Genomic DNA, 17,068 nt, shown 5'->3' on the forward strand with positions numbered 1-17,068 from the left:
TAATAGGTTAAGTATCAAGTATATAAATAGTCAGGTAAAGTATCAAGGCAATGAACAAGATAGAGTCTATCGTCAGGAAATTCATCATCCACCACAATCTTTTTAAAAGTCGTGGCAGATATATAGTTGCCCTATCAGGTGGAGCCGACAGCGTGGCGTTGCTCTTTATCTTGCAACAACTGGGAGTGAGCGTAAGCGCTGCCCATTGCAATTTTCATCTGCGTGGTGAAGAGAGCGAGCGCGATGAACAATTCTGCGTCAATCTTTGCGAAAGGCTCGGAATAACGTTGCATCGCATTCATTTCGATACTCAGTTTTACGCCAGTCAGCACAAAGTGAGCATCGAGATGGCTGCCCGCGACCTGCGTTATCGATATTTTGCCCAACTGGCTAAGGATATTGAAGCCGATGGCATCTGTGTGGCTCATCACCGGGATGACAACGTAGAAACAGTTATTCTTAACCTGCTCAGAGGCAGTGGCGTGGACGGACTGGCTGGCATTGCTCCCAAGAATGGAAACATCCTGCGCCCCCTACTCTGCATCAGCCGTCAGGATATTCTAGACTATCTCCAGTTGCAAGGGCAGGATTATGTAACCGATTCTACCAATCTGGAGGATGATGCTCTGCGCAACAGAATCCGCCATCACGTGATTCCATTACTCGAAACAATCAATCCGGCTGCCAAGGAGAACATCGACCAGACTGCAAAATATCTGAGGCAGGCGAAAACGATGCTGGAGGGATTGATGAATCATGATAGAGCTGATGCTGGTGTTGTCAAGGATTCTTGCAATGAAGGATCGGCAGATGAGCATGTGATTTGCCTGCAGAAGCAACCTATCATGAAAGCTCCTTCCCCTGAATTCATGCTTCATAGCGAACTGGGAAAATATGGTTTTCATGGTGATGTGATTGATGATATTTATGAGAGTCTGGTTGCCAAGGACGGTGGCGTGGGAAAGCTCTGGAAGAATGGCAGTTATATGGTTGCCATCGATAGAAATCAATTGTTGGTTACGGCTTTGGCTGATTTGGATACCATTCAGAGTGAACGCCCGTTCCGCTTGCCGGAAGAAGGTAATTACAACTTAGGAAAAAGCTTGAAGATAAAACTTCATTGCTATCCACGGACTGCTGACTTCACTCCAAGCAAGAGCAGTCATCTGATAACGCTTGATGCAGATAAAGTAAGTTTTCCACTTACCTATCGCCTATGCGAAAAGGGTGACCGGTTCTACCCTTTCGGTATGAAAGGAAGTAAATTGGTAAGCGATTATCTTACCGACCGCAAACGGAATGTGGTACAGAAGATGGGGCAACATGTCATTACCAACAGCCAGGGCGAAATCATATGGCTGGTAGGTGAAAGAACTTCTGACAGGAGCAAGATAACAGATCAAACCCAAATAATTTTGGAAATAGAACTTGTGCAGAATAATGAAAAACAATAGAATCAAGGGCTTCAGCATTGCTGGAGCCCTGTTGGTAGTCATATTAGCAGCGCTGGGATATTGGATATATTATTGTCTCAATCCCAGCAGAGAGAGAGTAATGGCGGCAAGAGCCACTATCAAGGCTTATTCGCATTACGAACTGAGACAAGACGGCAAGCTGGTCTTATGCTTTGATGAGGATACGCTAAGCCTGGCAGCCAACTTTATGAACCGATGGACTCTCATACCTTCGTGTGGGGGCAGACTGGCTGCTGCATACAATAGCAGCATCAGTAAAAGCTGCTATCAGAAGGTGGATGCAGATACTCTCCTGAAAGAAAAAGTTGATTCGCTTGATAGCGTATATACTGACTCAAAATGGAAGGTTGGAGAGTTGAATTATTATTTACATTCTCACTCCGTTCAAGACCTCGGATATAACCCAATAAGCGGCTATACTCAGCGGGAAATCATCTTACGAGATTCTGCAAGAAAAATGCTTGATTCACTGAAACAAATCCGAAAGAAAGGACATGTGAAACTGGTGCGCTGCATAAGTTACAAGGCGTTTTTCAGGCAGGCTGACGGCAAGTGGGCAAGCGAATCTTGTGAACTTTTGAAAGCCATGGACGGCAGGAATACGGCTGGTCTTCATCTCTTCCGGTTAACTTCAGAAACGACTCCGGATGGTGTTGCCGCACTCTCTCCTCGCCTTGCCTCATCGCTTGCCAAGACACATGGAACAACCCTTCGCCGTTCTATCAACTATAAGCTGAAACCGGATTCGCTCGGCTACTATGAAGGGGCGTTTGACAGTCTTTATCAAGCAAACGGATATGGCAGATGGCAGGCGTATGACGGAACTTATTATGAAGGTGAATGGCAGAATGGAGTCCGACAAGGCTGGGGATTCAGCATCGCTCCAAGAAAGCCACTTCGTGTAGGTGAATGGAAAAATGACAGATATAAAGGAGAGCGACTGGTCTATACTTCCGAGCGTATCTATGGTATCGACATCTCCAAATATCAACATGGAAAAGGAAGAAAGAAATATCCAATCAACTGGGACCGTCTGCGCATCACGCATCTGGGCAGACTGAGTAAGAAAACGGTATCAGGAGCAGTCAACTTCCCTATCCGTTACATCTATATCAAGAGTACGGAAGGTGCCTCGCTATTGAATCCCTATTACAGGAAGGACTACCTGGCAGCCAAGGCTCATGGATTCAAGGTTGGCAGTTATCACTTCTTCAGTACAATTTCGCCAGCAGCCCAGCAGGCGCATTATTTTCTGAAGCACAGCTATATACGCAAAGGCGACTTTCCACCAGTGCTGGATGTGGAGCCTCTGCCCAGCCAGATCAGAAAAATGGGTGGTGCAGGTGTGCTCTTCAGCCGGGTAAGAACATGGCTAAGAATCGTGGAGAGAGCTACGGGTACCAAGCCGATACTCTACATCAGTCAGATATTCGTAAACCGCTATCTATCAATGGCTCCGGACCTTAAACATAACTATCTGGTATGGATAGCAAGGTATGGAGAATATAAGCCAGACATTCATCTTGTTTACTGGCAACTCTGTCCAGATGGACGTGTGGCTGGCATCAGAGGCGAGGTAGATATCAATGTTTTTAATGGCTATAAAGACGCCTTTATGAAATTCTCTCAGAATGAGACAGTTAAATAATTATGTTAAAGTAAGTTATCAAAAGTAACAACGTATCGATTTTTTTGCTATATTCGCGCTTAAATGGGTGTAACTAAAAGAAAATATAGCAGATATGAGACAACTTAAGATACAGAAAAGTATAACAAATCGTAATAGTGAGGCGCTCGACAAGTATCTTGTTGAGATAGGTCGTGCGCCCATGATTTCTATCGATGAGGAAATAGAACTGGCTCAGATTATCCGTAAGGGAGGTAGAGCTGGCGAAAGAGCTAAGAATAGATTGGTAGAAGCCAACCTGCGCTTTGTGGTGTCTGTAGCTAAACAATACCAGCATCAGGGATTGACACTTACCGACCTGATTGATGAAGGAAACATCGGACTTATCAAGGCGGCTGAACGATTTGATGAAACGAGAGGTTTTAAGTTTATATCCTATGCGGTATGGTGGGTTCGTCAGAGTATTTTGCAGGCTATAGCTGAACAGAGTCGTATCGTCAGACTGCCTCTCAACCAGGTAGGTTCACTGAATAAGGTAAATCAGGAAATCAACAAGTTCGAACAGGAGAATCTGCGTAAGCCAAGCGTGCAGGAAATTTCAGATAGAACGGGTGTTGACGAAGACAAGATAGCCCAGAGCATGATGGCGAGTGGTCATCATGTAAGTATTGATGCCCCATTCGGATCTGATGATGACGATAATGCCATGGTTGACGTGATGTCGAGTGGTGATGATAGCCGTACAGACAAAGGCGTTGATCATGAAAGTATGGCTCAGGAATTGAGAGCTGTTCTTGATAAGGTCTTGAAGGAAAGAGAACGCAAAATCCTGTGTGCATGCTATGGCATCGGAGAAACCGAAAAGGGTTTGGAAGAGATTGGCGACAAGATGGGATTAACGCGTGAACGTGTTCGCCAAATACGCGAAAAAAGCATTACAAAGTTGCGTGAATCCGGAAATATAAAAATTCTTGCAAAATATCTAGGTTAAAATTTGGATATTTGCGCAGATATAGTTAACTTTGCAATCGGGTACAGACTGTTCTGTTCCCGATTTTTTTATTTGTATGAAGAAATATCTATTATGCCTCTTGTTCTTCACGCTGCTGCCTTGTTGGGCTTGTGCCAGAAGATCGTCACCGAAAGACGCCTATGCTGATTCGGTGATGCATTTGATATTTCGATATGCCCAGACGGTGGATACTACAGGTAGAGCAGCTCATACCTCTTGCGCATATACAAAATTCCAACTTCGTACAAATCGGCGTAATGCCCTGCTCATGCTCGTTCCAACCATGTATGCTGTGGCTCACGGAGGTGGAAGAAAGTTCATCAGCGAGTATTACAACCGGATGAGTCATGATGCTAATGGTCAGTTGATAAACAAGCGCATTCTTGGCATCAGTACCATTCCGCACAGGAGTCGAACGATGGAACAGGCGTTGAGATACATGACTCCAAATGTGTATGAAGAAAATCTCTTTCAGGAGAACATCCTCTCCCCTTTCCATCGGTCCAATCGGATATATTACAAGTATTCGGTCACTCCTCTCCCCTTTGGCATGGCTCAGGTTTACGCTTATCCAAGAATCAGGAATACGCAGACGGTACTTACCAGGGCGATTGTTGACAGCAAGAACGGAAAAATCAGTATGGTTGATTTTGAAGGTGAATATGATATGACCCGCTTCTTCATCTCTGTGAAGATGGGAGCGGAAGGCTTTAAGTCGCTGGTTCCAAAAAGATGTGATATGAGAGCAAATTTCCGGTTCCTTGGCAATAAGATTGTTGGAAGGTATGTTACGGTATATGATTTGCCCGATTTACAGGCTGATTCGCTCAAGCAATTATCTGATACGGCTATCATGGCAAGAGTGAGACCGGAGGAATTAAACCTGGACGAAGAGAGTCTTTATCAATCTTACTACAAGAATAAGAACATCAAGAATACTTTAGCTCATAAGGAAAATGATTTTGTAAAAAATGTGCTTTGGGATATGGTAGGCGATAATATGCTGAACCGTATTTCTCAAGATTTCGGTAAGGAAAATCAGGGCTATTTCAAGCTGAGTCCTATCTTTAATCCGCTCTATATGGGTTACTCTGAACGCAAGGGATTGGTATATAAGTTTGACCTGAGAACGCAATATGCTTTCGACCACAACTTTCTGCTCAGTTTGCAATTCAAGGGCGGATATAGTATGCGACAGCATCGTTTCTATTTCCGCTTGCCTTTTATCTTTAGATATAACAACCTTCATGAAGGTTATCTCAAGGCAGAAATGGGTAATGGTAACCATATCACAACCAATCTGGTGGCACGGAAGTTTGTTGATATGGATACACCGACAGATACCATCAGCAATTATGAGTTCAAGAACGATTATCTGAAGATAACCAACCATTGGCGTTTCAACCAGCATCTGGCATTTGAGGTGGGTCTGGTTAACCATAAGCGTCTGGCTGTAAATCCGACGTTTTATACATCCCACGGCTATCCTTCATGCTATAAGTCGTCCGCCCCAGCCATTGGCATACAATGGTCGCCTAAAGGGAAGCGTGGCCCCGTTCTCACTCTGGACTATGAACGTGGAATCAAGGGTCTGTTTGGCTCCAATATCGAATATGAACGGGTAGAAATGGATGCTCAGAGTATTTTCTATTCCTCCCGTCGCCGCTCCTACTCGCTTAGAGTGGGTACGGGCTTCTATACCAAAAAAGGCGATCATTGGGATTTTGTAGACTACACAAATTTCCATGACAATAACATACCAGGAGGCTGGAATGATGACTGGAGCGGAGAGTTCGAACTGCTCAGTTCTCAATGGTATAATGCCAGCGATTATTACGCCCGCACCAATTTTACATACGAAGCGCCGATGCTGGCAGTGGCATGGGTTCCGCTGATAGGAAGGTTCATAGAGAAGGAAAGGCTATACATCAGTTCCCTTGTTGTCCGTCATCTGCATCCTTATTCGGAATTAGGATATGGAGTTACTACCCGACTGATGACTTTGGGTGTCTTCGCAGCATTCCATAATGCTTCATTTGATGGTATCGGTTGTCGCTTCGGCTTCGAACTGTTCAGAAATTGGTAAACTGTTTAAAACTTAAAAATAAGATAAAATTCAAAGTTATATATGAATTCACAATTAACTGTATATAAGGCAAGTGCAGGATCGGGCAAGACCTTCACTCTCGCCAAAGAATACATGACTCTCGTGATAGAGAATCCGATGGCTTATCGCACCATTCTCGCTGTGACCTTTACCAACAAGGCAACAGAAGAGATGAAGATGCGTATATTGAGTCAGCTCTATGGTATTGCGCAGGGACTGGAAGAATCGAATGGCTATCTTGAGCAAATCAAGATTGCCTTGCCCCATCTTTCAGAAGGAATAATAAGAAAGAATGCAGCAGAAGCCCTGAGACTCCTCTTGCATAACTACAATTACTTCCGCGTACAGACCATTGATACTTTTTTTCAGGGGGTATTGCGTAATCTGGCTCGAGAACTGGATCTCACAGCTAATCTGCGTATTGGATTGAACGATTATCAGGTAGAACAGCAGGCTGTGGATGAACTGATAGAAAGTTTAACCAGTACTGACCGTCTACTCTTCTGGATCTTGGATTACATTCAGGAAAGTATTGACGATGATAGAAGTTGGAATGTAATAGGCCCCATCAAGAAATTTGGTGAGAATATCTTCAAGGATTACTATAAGGAAAATTCTGATGCTCTGAATCAGTGCATGTCAAAGGAAGGATTCTTCAAGGAATTTACTGCCAAGATGAAAGAAATCAGAAGCCAGGCAAGAGAGAAGCTGCAGGAGATTGCCGCAACTTTCTTTGATAGTCTTGAAGAAGGTGGATATACTGCTGATGATCTGGCTGGAAAAACCAGGGGAATCTGGAGCTATTTCAATAAGTTGAAGAATGGCAAATATGATGAAGATGACTTGATAAACGCCACCTTCCATAAATGTTATGAAAGTCCGGAGGCTTGGGTCAAGAAAAGCGATGTAAAGGAACAGTCACCTCTGTTTATGTTTGTATCTGATAAGCTTTATCCTATCTTGAAATTCTCGGAAGAGAAAAGACCGGAATGGGTGAAGGACTACAAGAGCGCTACCCTTACGATGAAGCATCTCAACCAGTTGCGCCTGCTGGGTAGCATCGACCAGAAAGTGAGAGAACTGAACCAGATAGCCAACCGTTTCCTGTTGAGTGATACTCAGACACTGCTTCATGCTTTGGTTGAAGACAGTGACTCGCCTTTTATCTTTGAAAAGATAGGAACTCAACTTGATCATGTGATGATAGATGAGTTCCAGGACACCAGTACCATACAATGGCAGAATTTCAAGGTTCTGCTGGAGGAAACCATGAGCAGGGAAAATGCGGGAAATCTCATCGTGGGAGACGTAAAGCAGAGTATCTATAGATGGAGATCGGGTGATTGGCGATTACTCAATAATATCGAGAATGAGTTTGGTGGAACCAAGTCGCTCGAAATGAAAACTCTTGATACCAATTATCGCTCAGACCGCAACATCATCGCCTTCAATAATGCTTTCTTTGTAGAAGCAGCCAAGCAGGAGTGTGAGTTGCTGAAAGGCTCTGACCAGGAACAGGTAAAACAATTGGTAAATGCTTATGCCGATGTTTGTCAGAAAGTACCAGAGAAGAAGGGCAAAAAGGGATATGTAGAAGTGCAGTTGCTTGGAGGAGAAGACATCACGGAAAGCATGATGAAGCAGTCGCTGGAAATAGCAACTGAGCTCACGGCTATGGGTGTTCCAGCTAATAAGATTGCCATTCTGGTGCGCAGCAATAAAGCCATTCAGGATATTGCTGCCTATTTTATGGAGAATTCAGATTTTCTGATGGTCTCAGATGAGGCTTTCCGACTGGATGCTTCCCAAGCTGTTTCTACCCTCATTGTGGCATTGCGCCTCATGGCTTGTCCGGATGATGCCATTGCAAAGGCTACCCTCGCCAAATATGCAATCAAGTATCTGAGGGATCCTCATTTGGTTGAAACATTATTGGAACAGCGTTCTACCTTGCTGGAAAAACCGCTCTTTGAGCTTACCGAGATTCTTTATGCTACCTTGGGGATGGATAAGGTAAAGGATATGAAGAAACAAAGCGCTTATGTCTGTGCTTTCTATGACAAGATGAACGAATATCTGGTAGACAACAGCAGCGATATAGATGCCTTTCTCAAGGAATGGGACAATACCATTCATGAGAAAAGTATTCATTGTGATGGAATTAACGGAATCAGACTTATCACCATCCATAAGAGTAAAGGATTGGAATTTGATTATGTAATAATGCCTTTCTGCGACTGGAAACTGGAAAAAATGAATACTATCTGGTGTGAGCCACAGGAGGAACCATTCAATGAACTGCCCCTCGTACCGGTAGACTTCAATGCAAAAGCCATGATGCAATCCATCTATGAGGGGGATTATCATCATGAGCATCTCCAGAATGTTGTTGACAATCTAAATCTGCTTTATGTTGCCTTTACCCGTGCCAGCCATAGTCTGTTTGTATTGGGTAAGCGAGGCAATCAGAACAGTCGCGCATACTTGATAGAATCGGTTCTTCAGAATGTAGCCAGGAATTTGGAGAGTACTGGGGTTCCTGTAGAATTATCGGGAATAGGATCTGAGTCTTCTGAAGATATCAACTTCTCTTACGGTGAACTCATCGTAGAAGAAGAAAATCACGAAGAGAAGAAAGAATCGGAGAACGTCTTCATGAAAGATGAGAAACCGACAGATATCGTACTTTGTGCTAATCCGGATTTGCCGGAATTCAAGCAGAGTAATAAGAGTCGCGACTTTGTAGAGGGTGATGAAGCTGAAGAACAGCAGAAGTTCTACATCAAAATGGGTACGGTATTGCATAGCATTTTTTCTACTATCAAGACTTCAGCCGATGTAGAAAGTGCCCTCAAACAATTGGAAATAGATGGTATTCTCTACGATGACAACGTATCCAATGAAAGATTGGAAAAGATGATTAAGCAGCGCCTTGCCTCTCCTCAGGTAAAAGACTGGTTCTCTGACCGCTGGAGAGTATTGAACGAATGCTCTATCGTGAAATATGTGGATGGAAAAGCTGTTAAGTTCCGACCAGACCGAGTGATGAGAGACGAGAATGAAACGATAGTTGTTGACTTCAAGTTTGGTAAACCAAAGGAAGAACATCAGGAACAGGTTCGTGGATATATGAACTTGTTGCGTGAAATGGGATACCAGAATATCACCGGTTATCTTTGGTATGTTTATCCCAACAAGGTCGTTGAAGTAAGATAATAATTTTGACAAAATAAGTTTTTGATACTCAAAACTAGAAATAAAAGTAAAGCTATGGTACCATTTCTTAAATCAGTAGCAAGAGATTTGAGAGAGAAATATGGCAGGGACATGAGCGACATCGTTGTCGTCTTCCCTAACAAACGTGCCTCTCTCTTTCTGGATACCTATCTTGCAGAAATTGAACATGAGGCTATATGGTCTCCTTCATATATAACTATCAGTGAATTGTTCCGACAGAACAGTCCACTGAAGGTTGCTGACCCTATCAAGCTGGTATGCGATTTGCATAAATCATTTGTGAAATGTACTGAGATTGATGAAACTCTTGACCATTTTTACGGTTGGGGTCAGATGCTCATTACCGATTTTGACGATATTGATAAAAATATGGCAGATGCGCAACTGGTGTTCTCCAACTTAAAAGATATTCATGAGCTTGATGATATCTCCTATCTGACTGATGATCAGAAAAAGATGATTCAGAGGTTCTTCAGTAATTTTTCGGAAGACCATAATTCGGAATTGAAAAAGCGATTCCTCCAATTATGGAGTCATTTCCTCGATATCTACAACGATTTCAACAGTCGTCTCGCTCAGCAGGGGCTTGCCTATGAAGGTGCGCTTTATCGCCAGGTAGTGACTGATGAAAATCTCAAATTTGAACACAAGAAGTATGTTTTCGTCGGCTTTAATATGTTGCAGAAGGTAGAGATGCAATTATGCGACAGGTTGATGAAAGAAGAAAAGGCTGTCTTCTATTGGGATTATGACAAGGCTTATATGGATAACAACCATGAAGCGGGTCATTATATTCGCCAGAATCTGAAGTATTTTCCGAACGAACTTGACGCCGATTCAGGCAAAGGCAAGCTGGAAGCAAATGAAAACGGAAACGAGTCTGGTCAATCTGCGGAGAACATATATGATAATTTATCCAGGAAGAAGAGAATCAACTATTTTTCTGCTCCAACAGAGAATGTTCAGGCTAGATTCGTACATACCTGGCTAAAAGAGAACGGGTTGTGCAAGGAGACTGGCAATGTGGCTATTGTTCTTGCTGACGAAAGCTTACTCCCTACTGTTTTACATTCTCTCCCAAAGGAGGTAGAACATGTGAATATAACAATCGGATATCCTTTGCAGCAGACGCCTTTCTACAGTCTGATTCAGCAACTTATCCAATTGCAGGGCATCGGGCATCCTAAGGCTAGCAATACTTATCGCCTGCATCAGGTTCTTGCCACCCTGCGCCATCCTTATGCCCGTTATATTTCGCAGCTCAACCTACAGGTTATCGAGCAGTTGGAATCAAAGAAGACGTTCTATCCAGATAGAAGTACACTCATCATGAATGAGGATGAAGGACTCGCCATATTGTTCAGAGATATAGATAAGGTTGAGAATCTTGATGAGTATAATATGGGATTGCTAAACTATCTGATAGATATCCTCAAACAGATTGGCTATAACACGAAGCAGCAGAATGTGGACCAGCTTTTCCAGGAGTCTCTTTTCCGTTCTTATACTGTAATCAATCGTCTGAGAGGACTTGTAGAAAGTGGCGATTTAAAGGTTGATACAATAACCTTGGAGCGCTTGATTCTGCAATTGTTCCAGACAACCAGCATCCCATTTCATGGCGAACCTGCTGTAGGTATTCAGATTATGGGAGTCTTGGAAACCCGAAATCTCGATTTCGATTATATGCTAGTCTTATCATGTAATGAAGGAAAGTGGCCAAAGGGTGTCAACGATGCTTCGTTTATACCTTATTCTATAAGAAAAGCTTACGGGTTGACGACCATTGACAATAAAGTAGCTATCTCTGCATACTATTTCTATCGCATGATACAGCGTTGCCAACATTTGACATTCACCTATAATAATGCTACAGAAGAAGGACAGACTGGCGAAATGAGTCGCTTTATGTTGCAGTTGATGATAGAAGGAAAGAATACTGTACACCGTCATTCATTCAAACTCGGTCAGACTCCTTGTCGCGATGAATATAAAGAAGTAGATAAGACAGAAACAATATGGGAAAAACTGAATGAACATTGGAAAATATCTCCTACTTTCATCAATACTTACATGAGATGCGAAAAGCGTTTCTACTATAGATATATAGAGAAACTGGAAGAGCCAGATCTCATTGATGAAGACGAGATAGACAACCGGATATTCGGAAATATATTCCATCGTGCCGCCCAACTTATATACCTGCAGTTTGCCCCAAAATCTGCAGTCAAGCTGGATAAGGATGGTAAGGAACAGCTCATCCACCCTATCATCATCACAAAGGCCGATTTTGAGAATGCCATTAATAACGAAGCCTTGATTTATCGTATAGTAGATCAGGCTTTCCGTGAAGAGCTGTTCAAGGTTAGCAGTAATGGTTATCAGCCAAAGTATAATGGACTGCAACTTATCAACAGAGAGGTGATAGCCAATTATCTGAAGCAGTTATTGGTTATAGATTGTCGTCAGGCACCATTTACTGTTATCGGTTTGGAGATACCGATAGAAACAAGGTTTGTCCTGCCTACTTCCTGTGGTGATAAGAATATTACCCTATCAGGATTTATCGACAGGTTGGATTCTGTTGCAGCAAATGGCAAACCAGGATTGGAAAATATGGCAGAGAAGATTCGTGTCATCGACTATAAAACAGGTAGAGCACCCGTTTCTCATCCTGCTGAAATTGCAGAGGTGTTCAATCCGGAGATGCTGCGCAAGCATACTGACTACTATCTGCAGACCATCCTCTATGCCTTGATTGTAAGTCAGTCCACTTCTCTCAATCCAGCTAAGGACCCGGTATCGCCAGGACTTCTTTTTATTCAGAATGCAAGAGCAGAAGATTACGATCCGACGCTGAAACTTGGCAGAGGTAGTTATATAGAGAATGTAGCAGATTATAAGGATGAATTTTGGGAGGGTATCATGAAAATCCTCTCGGATATATTCAATAAAGAATTGCCTTTCCGCCCAACCGCTGATAAAGAAAGATGTGCTGCATGTCCTTATGCTGGTCTTTGTAAGTAAGAATATGGAAAAAGGATACTTTTTGAATAAAAAACGGAGAAAAATTTGTAAGATTCAATTTTTCTCTGTATTTTTGCAGAAAAGAAACCTTCTTTTGAAGAGAAGGGCTTGTTGTTACTAAAAAATGAATATATTATGACAGAAAAAGAATGCAATATATTGGTTAGTGAAAACCAGAACTACGTAAAGGCTGTCGCCAATCAGTTCCGTGGTAAGGGAATGGAATTTGATGATTTGGTGAGCGAAGGAACGCTTGCCATGATTACCGCAGCACAGAAGTTTGATGCTTCCCGTGGTACCAGATTTGTTTCATATGCAGCTCCTTTCATCCGACAAGCCATGCAGGAGGCTGTTGATAAGCAGTCGGCACTTTATCGGATACCAAAAGATCAGAAGAAGTATGCACCTCGCAATGCCAGCAAGGCTGTGTCTATCGACCAGCCAATAAGCGAGGGAAATCCATACACACTTCTTGATATATTGGTGAATCAGGATGTGAATATGGCTGATGATAATGTAGCTTTCCAGCAAATGCTGAAAGATTTGGATAATTGTGTGGATTTGCTTGATGAGCGTGAAAAAGAAGTGGTTCGCAAGTTCTATGGACTTGGAATTCATCATGAGACATTAGCTGAAATTGCTGATGATATGAGTTTGAAACGAGAACGGGTTCGTCAAATCAGAGACAAGGCCATACGTAAGATTTCTAAAAATGCAAGCAGCAAGGTGCTGAAACATTTCTTGAGAAAATAATGGATACAAAAAACTCCTAGCCTTTCCGGGTTATACCCAGGGGCTAGGAGTTTTCTGTTTCTATTGCTTTGCTTTCTCGTATTTCGCTTTCTGGTTCAATCGATACTGACGAGGAGTTATGCCCATGCGCTTGTAGAAGTTTGCATAGAAACTCTGACGGGTACTGAAACCAGCCATTTCTGCAATGTCTTCTACACTCATTTTGGCATATCGCTTGTCAGTAAGCAATGACATTGCATCGTTTACACGATAGTCGTTTACAAGTTCAGAATAGTTCTTGTGGAATCTTGTTGCACAAACAGCAGAAATGTAGCGGGAATTTGTTCCCAAATCCTCTGCAAGTCTGCGTGAATTGTATGCAGGATCCTTGTACTTTTGTTCTGAAACCAACATACGCAAGATGTCATCGTGGAGGCGGTCTTTAGTCTCCTCGCTCAACAAGGTTTGATACCTTGCCATCTTTTCTTTTTTAGGTTGAATGTTATATTTAGCCATATCTGTAATAAATTTGATACAACAAAGTTAGTAAATATATTTTGATTTACCAAATTTTTTTCCATTTTTTTTTAAAAAAGAAGAGAAAATTATTGTTTATGTGAAATAAAATGGCTAATTTTGCATTCGTATACATCTTTTATATAGAAAATGTTACGCAAGTTAATATACAAATAAATGAAATTTAGGATATGAAACAGATATTGTCATTCATAAAAACATACGTTATTCTGGTGATATTGTTCGTGGTGCAGAAGCCTCTTTTTCTTCTTTTGGAAAAGTCTTCTACAGCTCCTCAAACAATAAATATTTGGGACTATATGCCTCAGGTAATCTGGCATGGGTTGTCGCTTGATTTAGGAATGGCAGGTTATCTCTCTGTTATTCCCGGTTTATTGCTTCTGGTGTCTATCTGGATTCGGAAGAAACTGGTTTACCCTATCCTGAATATTTATTTCGGTATTGTCGCCTTCATGGGGGCATTCCTTTTTGCACTGAACTTAGGACTTTATCCGTATTGGAATTTCCCTCTGGACAGTACACCGCTTTTCTATTTTTTCACTTCGCCTAAAGACGCCTTGGCTAGTGTAAGTTTCCTTTACATCATCCTGGCATTTTTAGCAATTCTTATTTCTGCTATAGGTGTATGGTTTATACTTCGTGTTACCATTAAGAAGAAAACTTATCGCAGCAGATATACGAGTTATGGATTCGGTGATTGCCGTGGTGGACACCGTTCCTCTTATGATAGCGATATAGAGCGTCATCGCCTTCGTTCATCGCTCATTCTGTTAGTGCTCACAGCATTGCTTTTCCTTCCTATCCGTGGTGGAGTTACAGTGTCGACGAATAATACAGGCAAGGCTTATTTTTGTCAGGATGCATTTCTTAATCATGCAGCTGTCAATCCTATGTTCAGTCTGTTTGAGTCGCTTTCGCATCAGGAAGATTTTGCAGCTCAATATCGCTATATGGATAATGCTGAGGCAGACAAGCTTTTCAAAGAGCTGGTCAGTTCCAGTGATGTTAATACCTACCCTCTTCTCAATGACGAGGCAAGAAAGACGGGAAATCCCGACATTTTGATTGTCATCATGGAGAGTTTTGCCAACGACATCATGCCGTCTATGGGCAAGGTGAAGAATGTAGCAGTCCAGCTCGATTCAATTGCGCAGAAGAGCATCCTCTTTACACGTTTCTATGCCAACAGCTTCCGAACAGACAGAGGATTGGTTTCCATTCTGAGTGGTTATCCGGCACAGCCAACAATGAGCATCATGCGCTACCCTGCCAAGACTGCCCAGCTTCCTTCTATAGCCCGTTCTTTAGCTGAGGCTAAGAATTATCAGAATGCTTATTATTATGGTGGTGATGTTGATTTTGCCAACCAGCGTTCTTATCTTGTTTCGCAAGGATATCAGAAGATAATATCTGATGCTGATTTCCCGATTGAAGATAAGCTGAGCAAATGGGGAGTGCACGATCATATTGTGGCTGAAAAGTTGCTGGCTGATTTGAAAAAGGAACAGCATGTAAAGCATCCTATGTTGCGCATCTTCCAGACATCCAGCAGTCACGAGCCGTTTGACGTGCCATATAGCCGGTTGAAGGACAAGCGTCTGAATGCTTTTGCCTATACAGACAGCGTGATAGGTCATCTTATGAGAGAATATAGCAAACTTCCTAGATGGAAGAATACATTGGTAGTATTGGTTCCTGATCATGTGGGTGGTTATAAAGAACATCTTGATAATTTTGACAGATCACGTTATCAGATACCGCTTATCCTGACAGGTGGTGCTATTGCCCGCCCTATGAAGGTGGCACTTGTAGGCTCACAGAACGATATTGCAGCAACTCTTCTCGGACAGCTGGGTGTGAAGCATCAGGATTTCCTGTTCAGCAAGAACATGATGAGCGATGCAACGCCTAAGTTTGCCTTCTTTGATGTGCCGGATGCATTTGGTATGGTTTCTGAAGACAATTCAATCATCTATGACAACAAGACACAGAAGATAGTGTATGATCAAGGTAGAAAAGGATATAATTTAAAGCGCGGACAGGCTTATTTGCAGAAGCTGTATGATGATATAGCAAGCAAAAAATAGAATAAGATCAGTAAGATAAAGAAAGAAAAATGATAGAATTCATTCAACAATTAGAACACATTGATATGCAGATTTTTCTGTTTTTCAATGGCTTTCATAGTGACTTTTGGGATTATTTCATGTTGATTTTTTCCGATCGTTTCGTGTGGGTTCCGTTTTATGCAAGCTTTCTCTTTGTCATGGTCAGAAGCTTTCCTGTCAAGGTTGTGCTTACCACTCTGATAGTAATAACACTCATCATTGCGCTCTGTGATCAGACAGCCTCAGGTCTGTTGAAGCCTATGATAGGAAGAATGCGCCCGAGCAATCCCGACAATCCGATTTCCCCGATGGTTCATATTGTTCAGGGGTATCGTGGTGGAGCCTATGGATTTCCTTCATCCCATGCAGCCAATGCATGGGGAATGGCTTTTTTTGCGAGGCATCTTGTACGGAGAAGTAAACTGACTCTGTTTCTCTGTCTTTGGGCGCTGATAACCTGCTACTCCAGAATGTATCTGGGAGTGCATTATTTTGGCGATGTGTTGGTAGGAACAGTCATCGGTTTCATCTATGCTACACTCTGCTATTATGTCTTCCAGCATTTCCTCAGGAAATATACGGATAGCTTCAAGCCAACGAATTTCCTGCGCTTTTCCTATGTACCAATCTTGACTGGGCTGGTATCTATATGGATTATCATCTGTGCGAGTGGGATACTGATGATGTACGGTATAAACATAAGATAAGTCTATGACTCTGTCTGGGAACGACAAAATTTATTTATAAACATATAATTAATATAAGGATTATGAAAAAAATGACATTTATGGCCATTGCCATGGGACTGTTTGCATTCACAGCATGCCAGCAGACAAAGAAGGAAGCTCCAGCAGCTGAACCTGTTGTAGAAGTAATCACAGATTCTGCTACTCAGCAGAAGGTTGCCGGTGAATACAAGAGCGCTGATGGTAAGCGTATCATTACTATCAATAGCGACTTTACCGTAAAGACAACCGGTCTTGACAAGGACTTTTTCAAGTGGGAGTTCATGGTTAAGCCAGAGAATTCTACAGTCAATATCAATCTTGTCCGTAAAGGTTTGGATGCAGAGGTTAAGGATCAGGCTGTTATTGATGCCGAAGAGGGCTCTCTTTTGTTGAAGAATGAGACTTTCCGTAAGGCAGCTGAGAACCAAGTAAAGTGATAGAATTCACTTTACAGAATGATATAAAAAGCAAAGCACCT

At 42.4% G+C, this 17,068-nt stretch carries 11 protein-coding genes; 10 read left to right on the forward strand and 1 reads right to left on the reverse strand.

Translation table 11 applies throughout. The features are described 5' to 3' along the window. The first annotated feature begins 50 nt into the window (after nucleotides 1-50). The 7 genes from tilS (at nucleotide 51) to ACQRBJ_RS08345 (ending at nucleotide 13,238) form a co-directional block, all read left to right on the forward strand. Nucleotides 51-1,454, forward strand: a complete 1,404-nt coding sequence (gene tilS, locus ACQRBJ_RS08315) for a tRNA lysidine(34) synthetase TilS (RefSeq protein WP_445303319.1) — start codon at nucleotides 51-53, stop codon at nucleotides 1,452-1,454. Beyond that, nucleotides 1,441-3,123, forward strand: coding sequence for a GH25 family lysozyme (locus tag ACQRBJ_RS08320; protein WP_445303320.1), 1,683 nt, complete (start codon nucleotides 1,441-1,443; stop codon nucleotides 3,121-3,123). Before tilS ends, ACQRBJ_RS08320 begins: the two co-directional genes overlap by 14 nt. A gap of 94 nt (nucleotides 3,124-3,217) precedes the next feature. Next, nucleotides 3,218-4,093, forward strand: coding sequence for a sigma-70 family RNA polymerase sigma factor (locus tag ACQRBJ_RS08325; protein WP_217761489.1), 876 nt, complete (start codon nucleotides 3,218-3,220; stop codon nucleotides 4,091-4,093). A gap of 175 nt (nucleotides 4,094-4,268) precedes the next feature. Continuing rightward, the gene (locus tag ACQRBJ_RS08330; protein WP_445303321.1) at nucleotides 4,269-6,200 is read left to right on the forward strand and encodes a DUF5686 family protein; all 1,932 of its coding nucleotides are present in this window, start codon (nucleotides 4,269-4,271) and stop codon (nucleotides 6,198-6,200) included. 42 nt (nucleotides 6,201-6,242) lie between these two features. Next, nucleotides 6,243-9,437: a UvrD-helicase domain-containing protein gene (locus ACQRBJ_RS08335; protein ID WP_445303322.1), complete on the forward strand. Its 3,195-nt coding sequence runs from the start codon at nucleotides 6,243-6,245 to the stop codon at nucleotides 9,435-9,437. Between the two features lie 54 nt (nucleotides 9,438-9,491). After that, the gene (locus tag ACQRBJ_RS08340; RefSeq protein ID WP_445303323.1) at nucleotides 9,492-12,485 is read left to right on the forward strand and encodes a PD-(D/E)XK nuclease family protein; all 2,994 of its coding nucleotides are present in this window, start codon (nucleotides 9,492-9,494) and stop codon (nucleotides 12,483-12,485) included. Nucleotides 12,486-12,620: 135 nt separating this feature from the next. After that, complete coding sequence (locus ACQRBJ_RS08345; RefSeq protein WP_294971992.1) at nucleotides 12,621-13,238, forward strand: sigma-70 family RNA polymerase sigma factor; 618 nt, start codon at nucleotides 12,621-12,623, stop codon at nucleotides 13,236-13,238. Between the two features lie 60 nt (nucleotides 13,239-13,298). Here ACQRBJ_RS08345 and ACQRBJ_RS08350 read toward each other — a convergent pair whose 3' ends face one another. After that, on the reverse strand, nucleotides 13,299-13,733 hold the full coding sequence (locus tag ACQRBJ_RS08350; RefSeq protein WP_153126155.1) for a helix-turn-helix domain-containing protein: 435 nt from the start codon (nucleotides 13,731-13,733) through the stop codon (nucleotides 13,299-13,301). A gap of 191 nt (nucleotides 13,734-13,924) precedes the next feature. On the opposite strand from ACQRBJ_RS08350, the gene ACQRBJ_RS08355 reads away from it, so the two are divergent. The 3 genes from ACQRBJ_RS08355 to ACQRBJ_RS08365 all read left to right on the forward strand — a co-directional run bounded on the left by ACQRBJ_RS08355 (nucleotide 13,925) and on the right by ACQRBJ_RS08365 (nucleotide 17,027). Beyond that, complete coding sequence (locus ACQRBJ_RS08355; protein WP_445303324.1) at nucleotides 13,925-15,841, forward strand: LTA synthase family protein; 1,917 nt, start codon at nucleotides 13,925-13,927, stop codon at nucleotides 15,839-15,841. Between the two features lie 119 nt (nucleotides 15,842-15,960). Next, the gene (locus ACQRBJ_RS08360; RefSeq protein ID WP_445303358.1) at nucleotides 15,961-16,569 is read left to right on the forward strand and encodes a phosphatase PAP2 family protein; all 609 of its coding nucleotides are present in this window, start codon (nucleotides 15,961-15,963) and stop codon (nucleotides 16,567-16,569) included. 62 nt (nucleotides 16,570-16,631) lie between these two features. Beyond that, nucleotides 16,632-17,027 (forward strand): hypothetical protein, encoded by a 396-nt coding sequence (locus ACQRBJ_RS08365; protein WP_445303325.1) that lies wholly within the window; start codon nucleotides 16,632-16,634, stop codon nucleotides 17,025-17,027. Nucleotides 17,028-17,068: the final 41 nt, after the last annotated feature.

The sequence above is a fragment of the Prevotella sp. SGI.167 genome, assembly GCF_050313615.1.
In the GTDB taxonomy this organism is placed as follows: Bacteria; Bacteroidota; Bacteroidia; order Bacteroidales; family Bacteroidaceae; genus Prevotella.

Coding starts and splice junctions, on each gene's coding strand:
- ACQRBJ_RS08335 (WP_445303322.1), top strand. CDS start 6,243: ATGAATTCACAATTAACTGTATATAAGGCAAGTGCAGGATCGGGCAAG.
- ACQRBJ_RS08345 (WP_294971992.1), top strand. CDS start 12,621: ATGACAGAAAAAGAATGCAATATATTGGTTAGTGAAAACCAGAACTAC.
- ACQRBJ_RS08355 (WP_445303324.1), top strand. CDS start 13,925: ATGAAACAGATATTGTCATTCATAAAAACATACGTTATTCTGGTGATA.
- ACQRBJ_RS08325 (WP_217761489.1), top strand. CDS start 3,218: ATGAGACAACTTAAGATACAGAAAAGTATAACAAATCGTAATAGTGAG.
- ACQRBJ_RS08360 (WP_445303358.1), top strand. CDS start 15,961: ATGTTGATTTTTTCCGATCGTTTCGTGTGGGTTCCGTTTTATGCAAGC.
- ACQRBJ_RS08365 (WP_445303325.1), top strand. CDS start 16,632: ATGAAAAAAATGACATTTATGGCCATTGCCATGGGACTGTTTGCATTC.
- tilS (WP_445303319.1), top strand. CDS start 51: ATGAACAAGATAGAGTCTATCGTCAGGAAATTCATCATCCACCACAAT.
- ACQRBJ_RS08320 (WP_445303320.1), top strand. CDS start 1,441: ATGAAAAACAATAGAATCAAGGGCTTCAGCATTGCTGGAGCCCTGTTG.
- ACQRBJ_RS08330 (WP_445303321.1), top strand. CDS start 4,269: ATGCATTTGATATTTCGATATGCCCAGACGGTGGATACTACAGGTAGA.
- ACQRBJ_RS08350 (WP_153126155.1), bottom strand. CDS start 13,733: ATGGCTAAATATAACATTCAACCTAAAAAAGAAAAGATGGCAAGGTAT.
- ACQRBJ_RS08340 (WP_445303323.1), top strand. CDS start 9,492: ATGGTACCATTTCTTAAATCAGTAGCAAGAGATTTGAGAGAGAAATAT.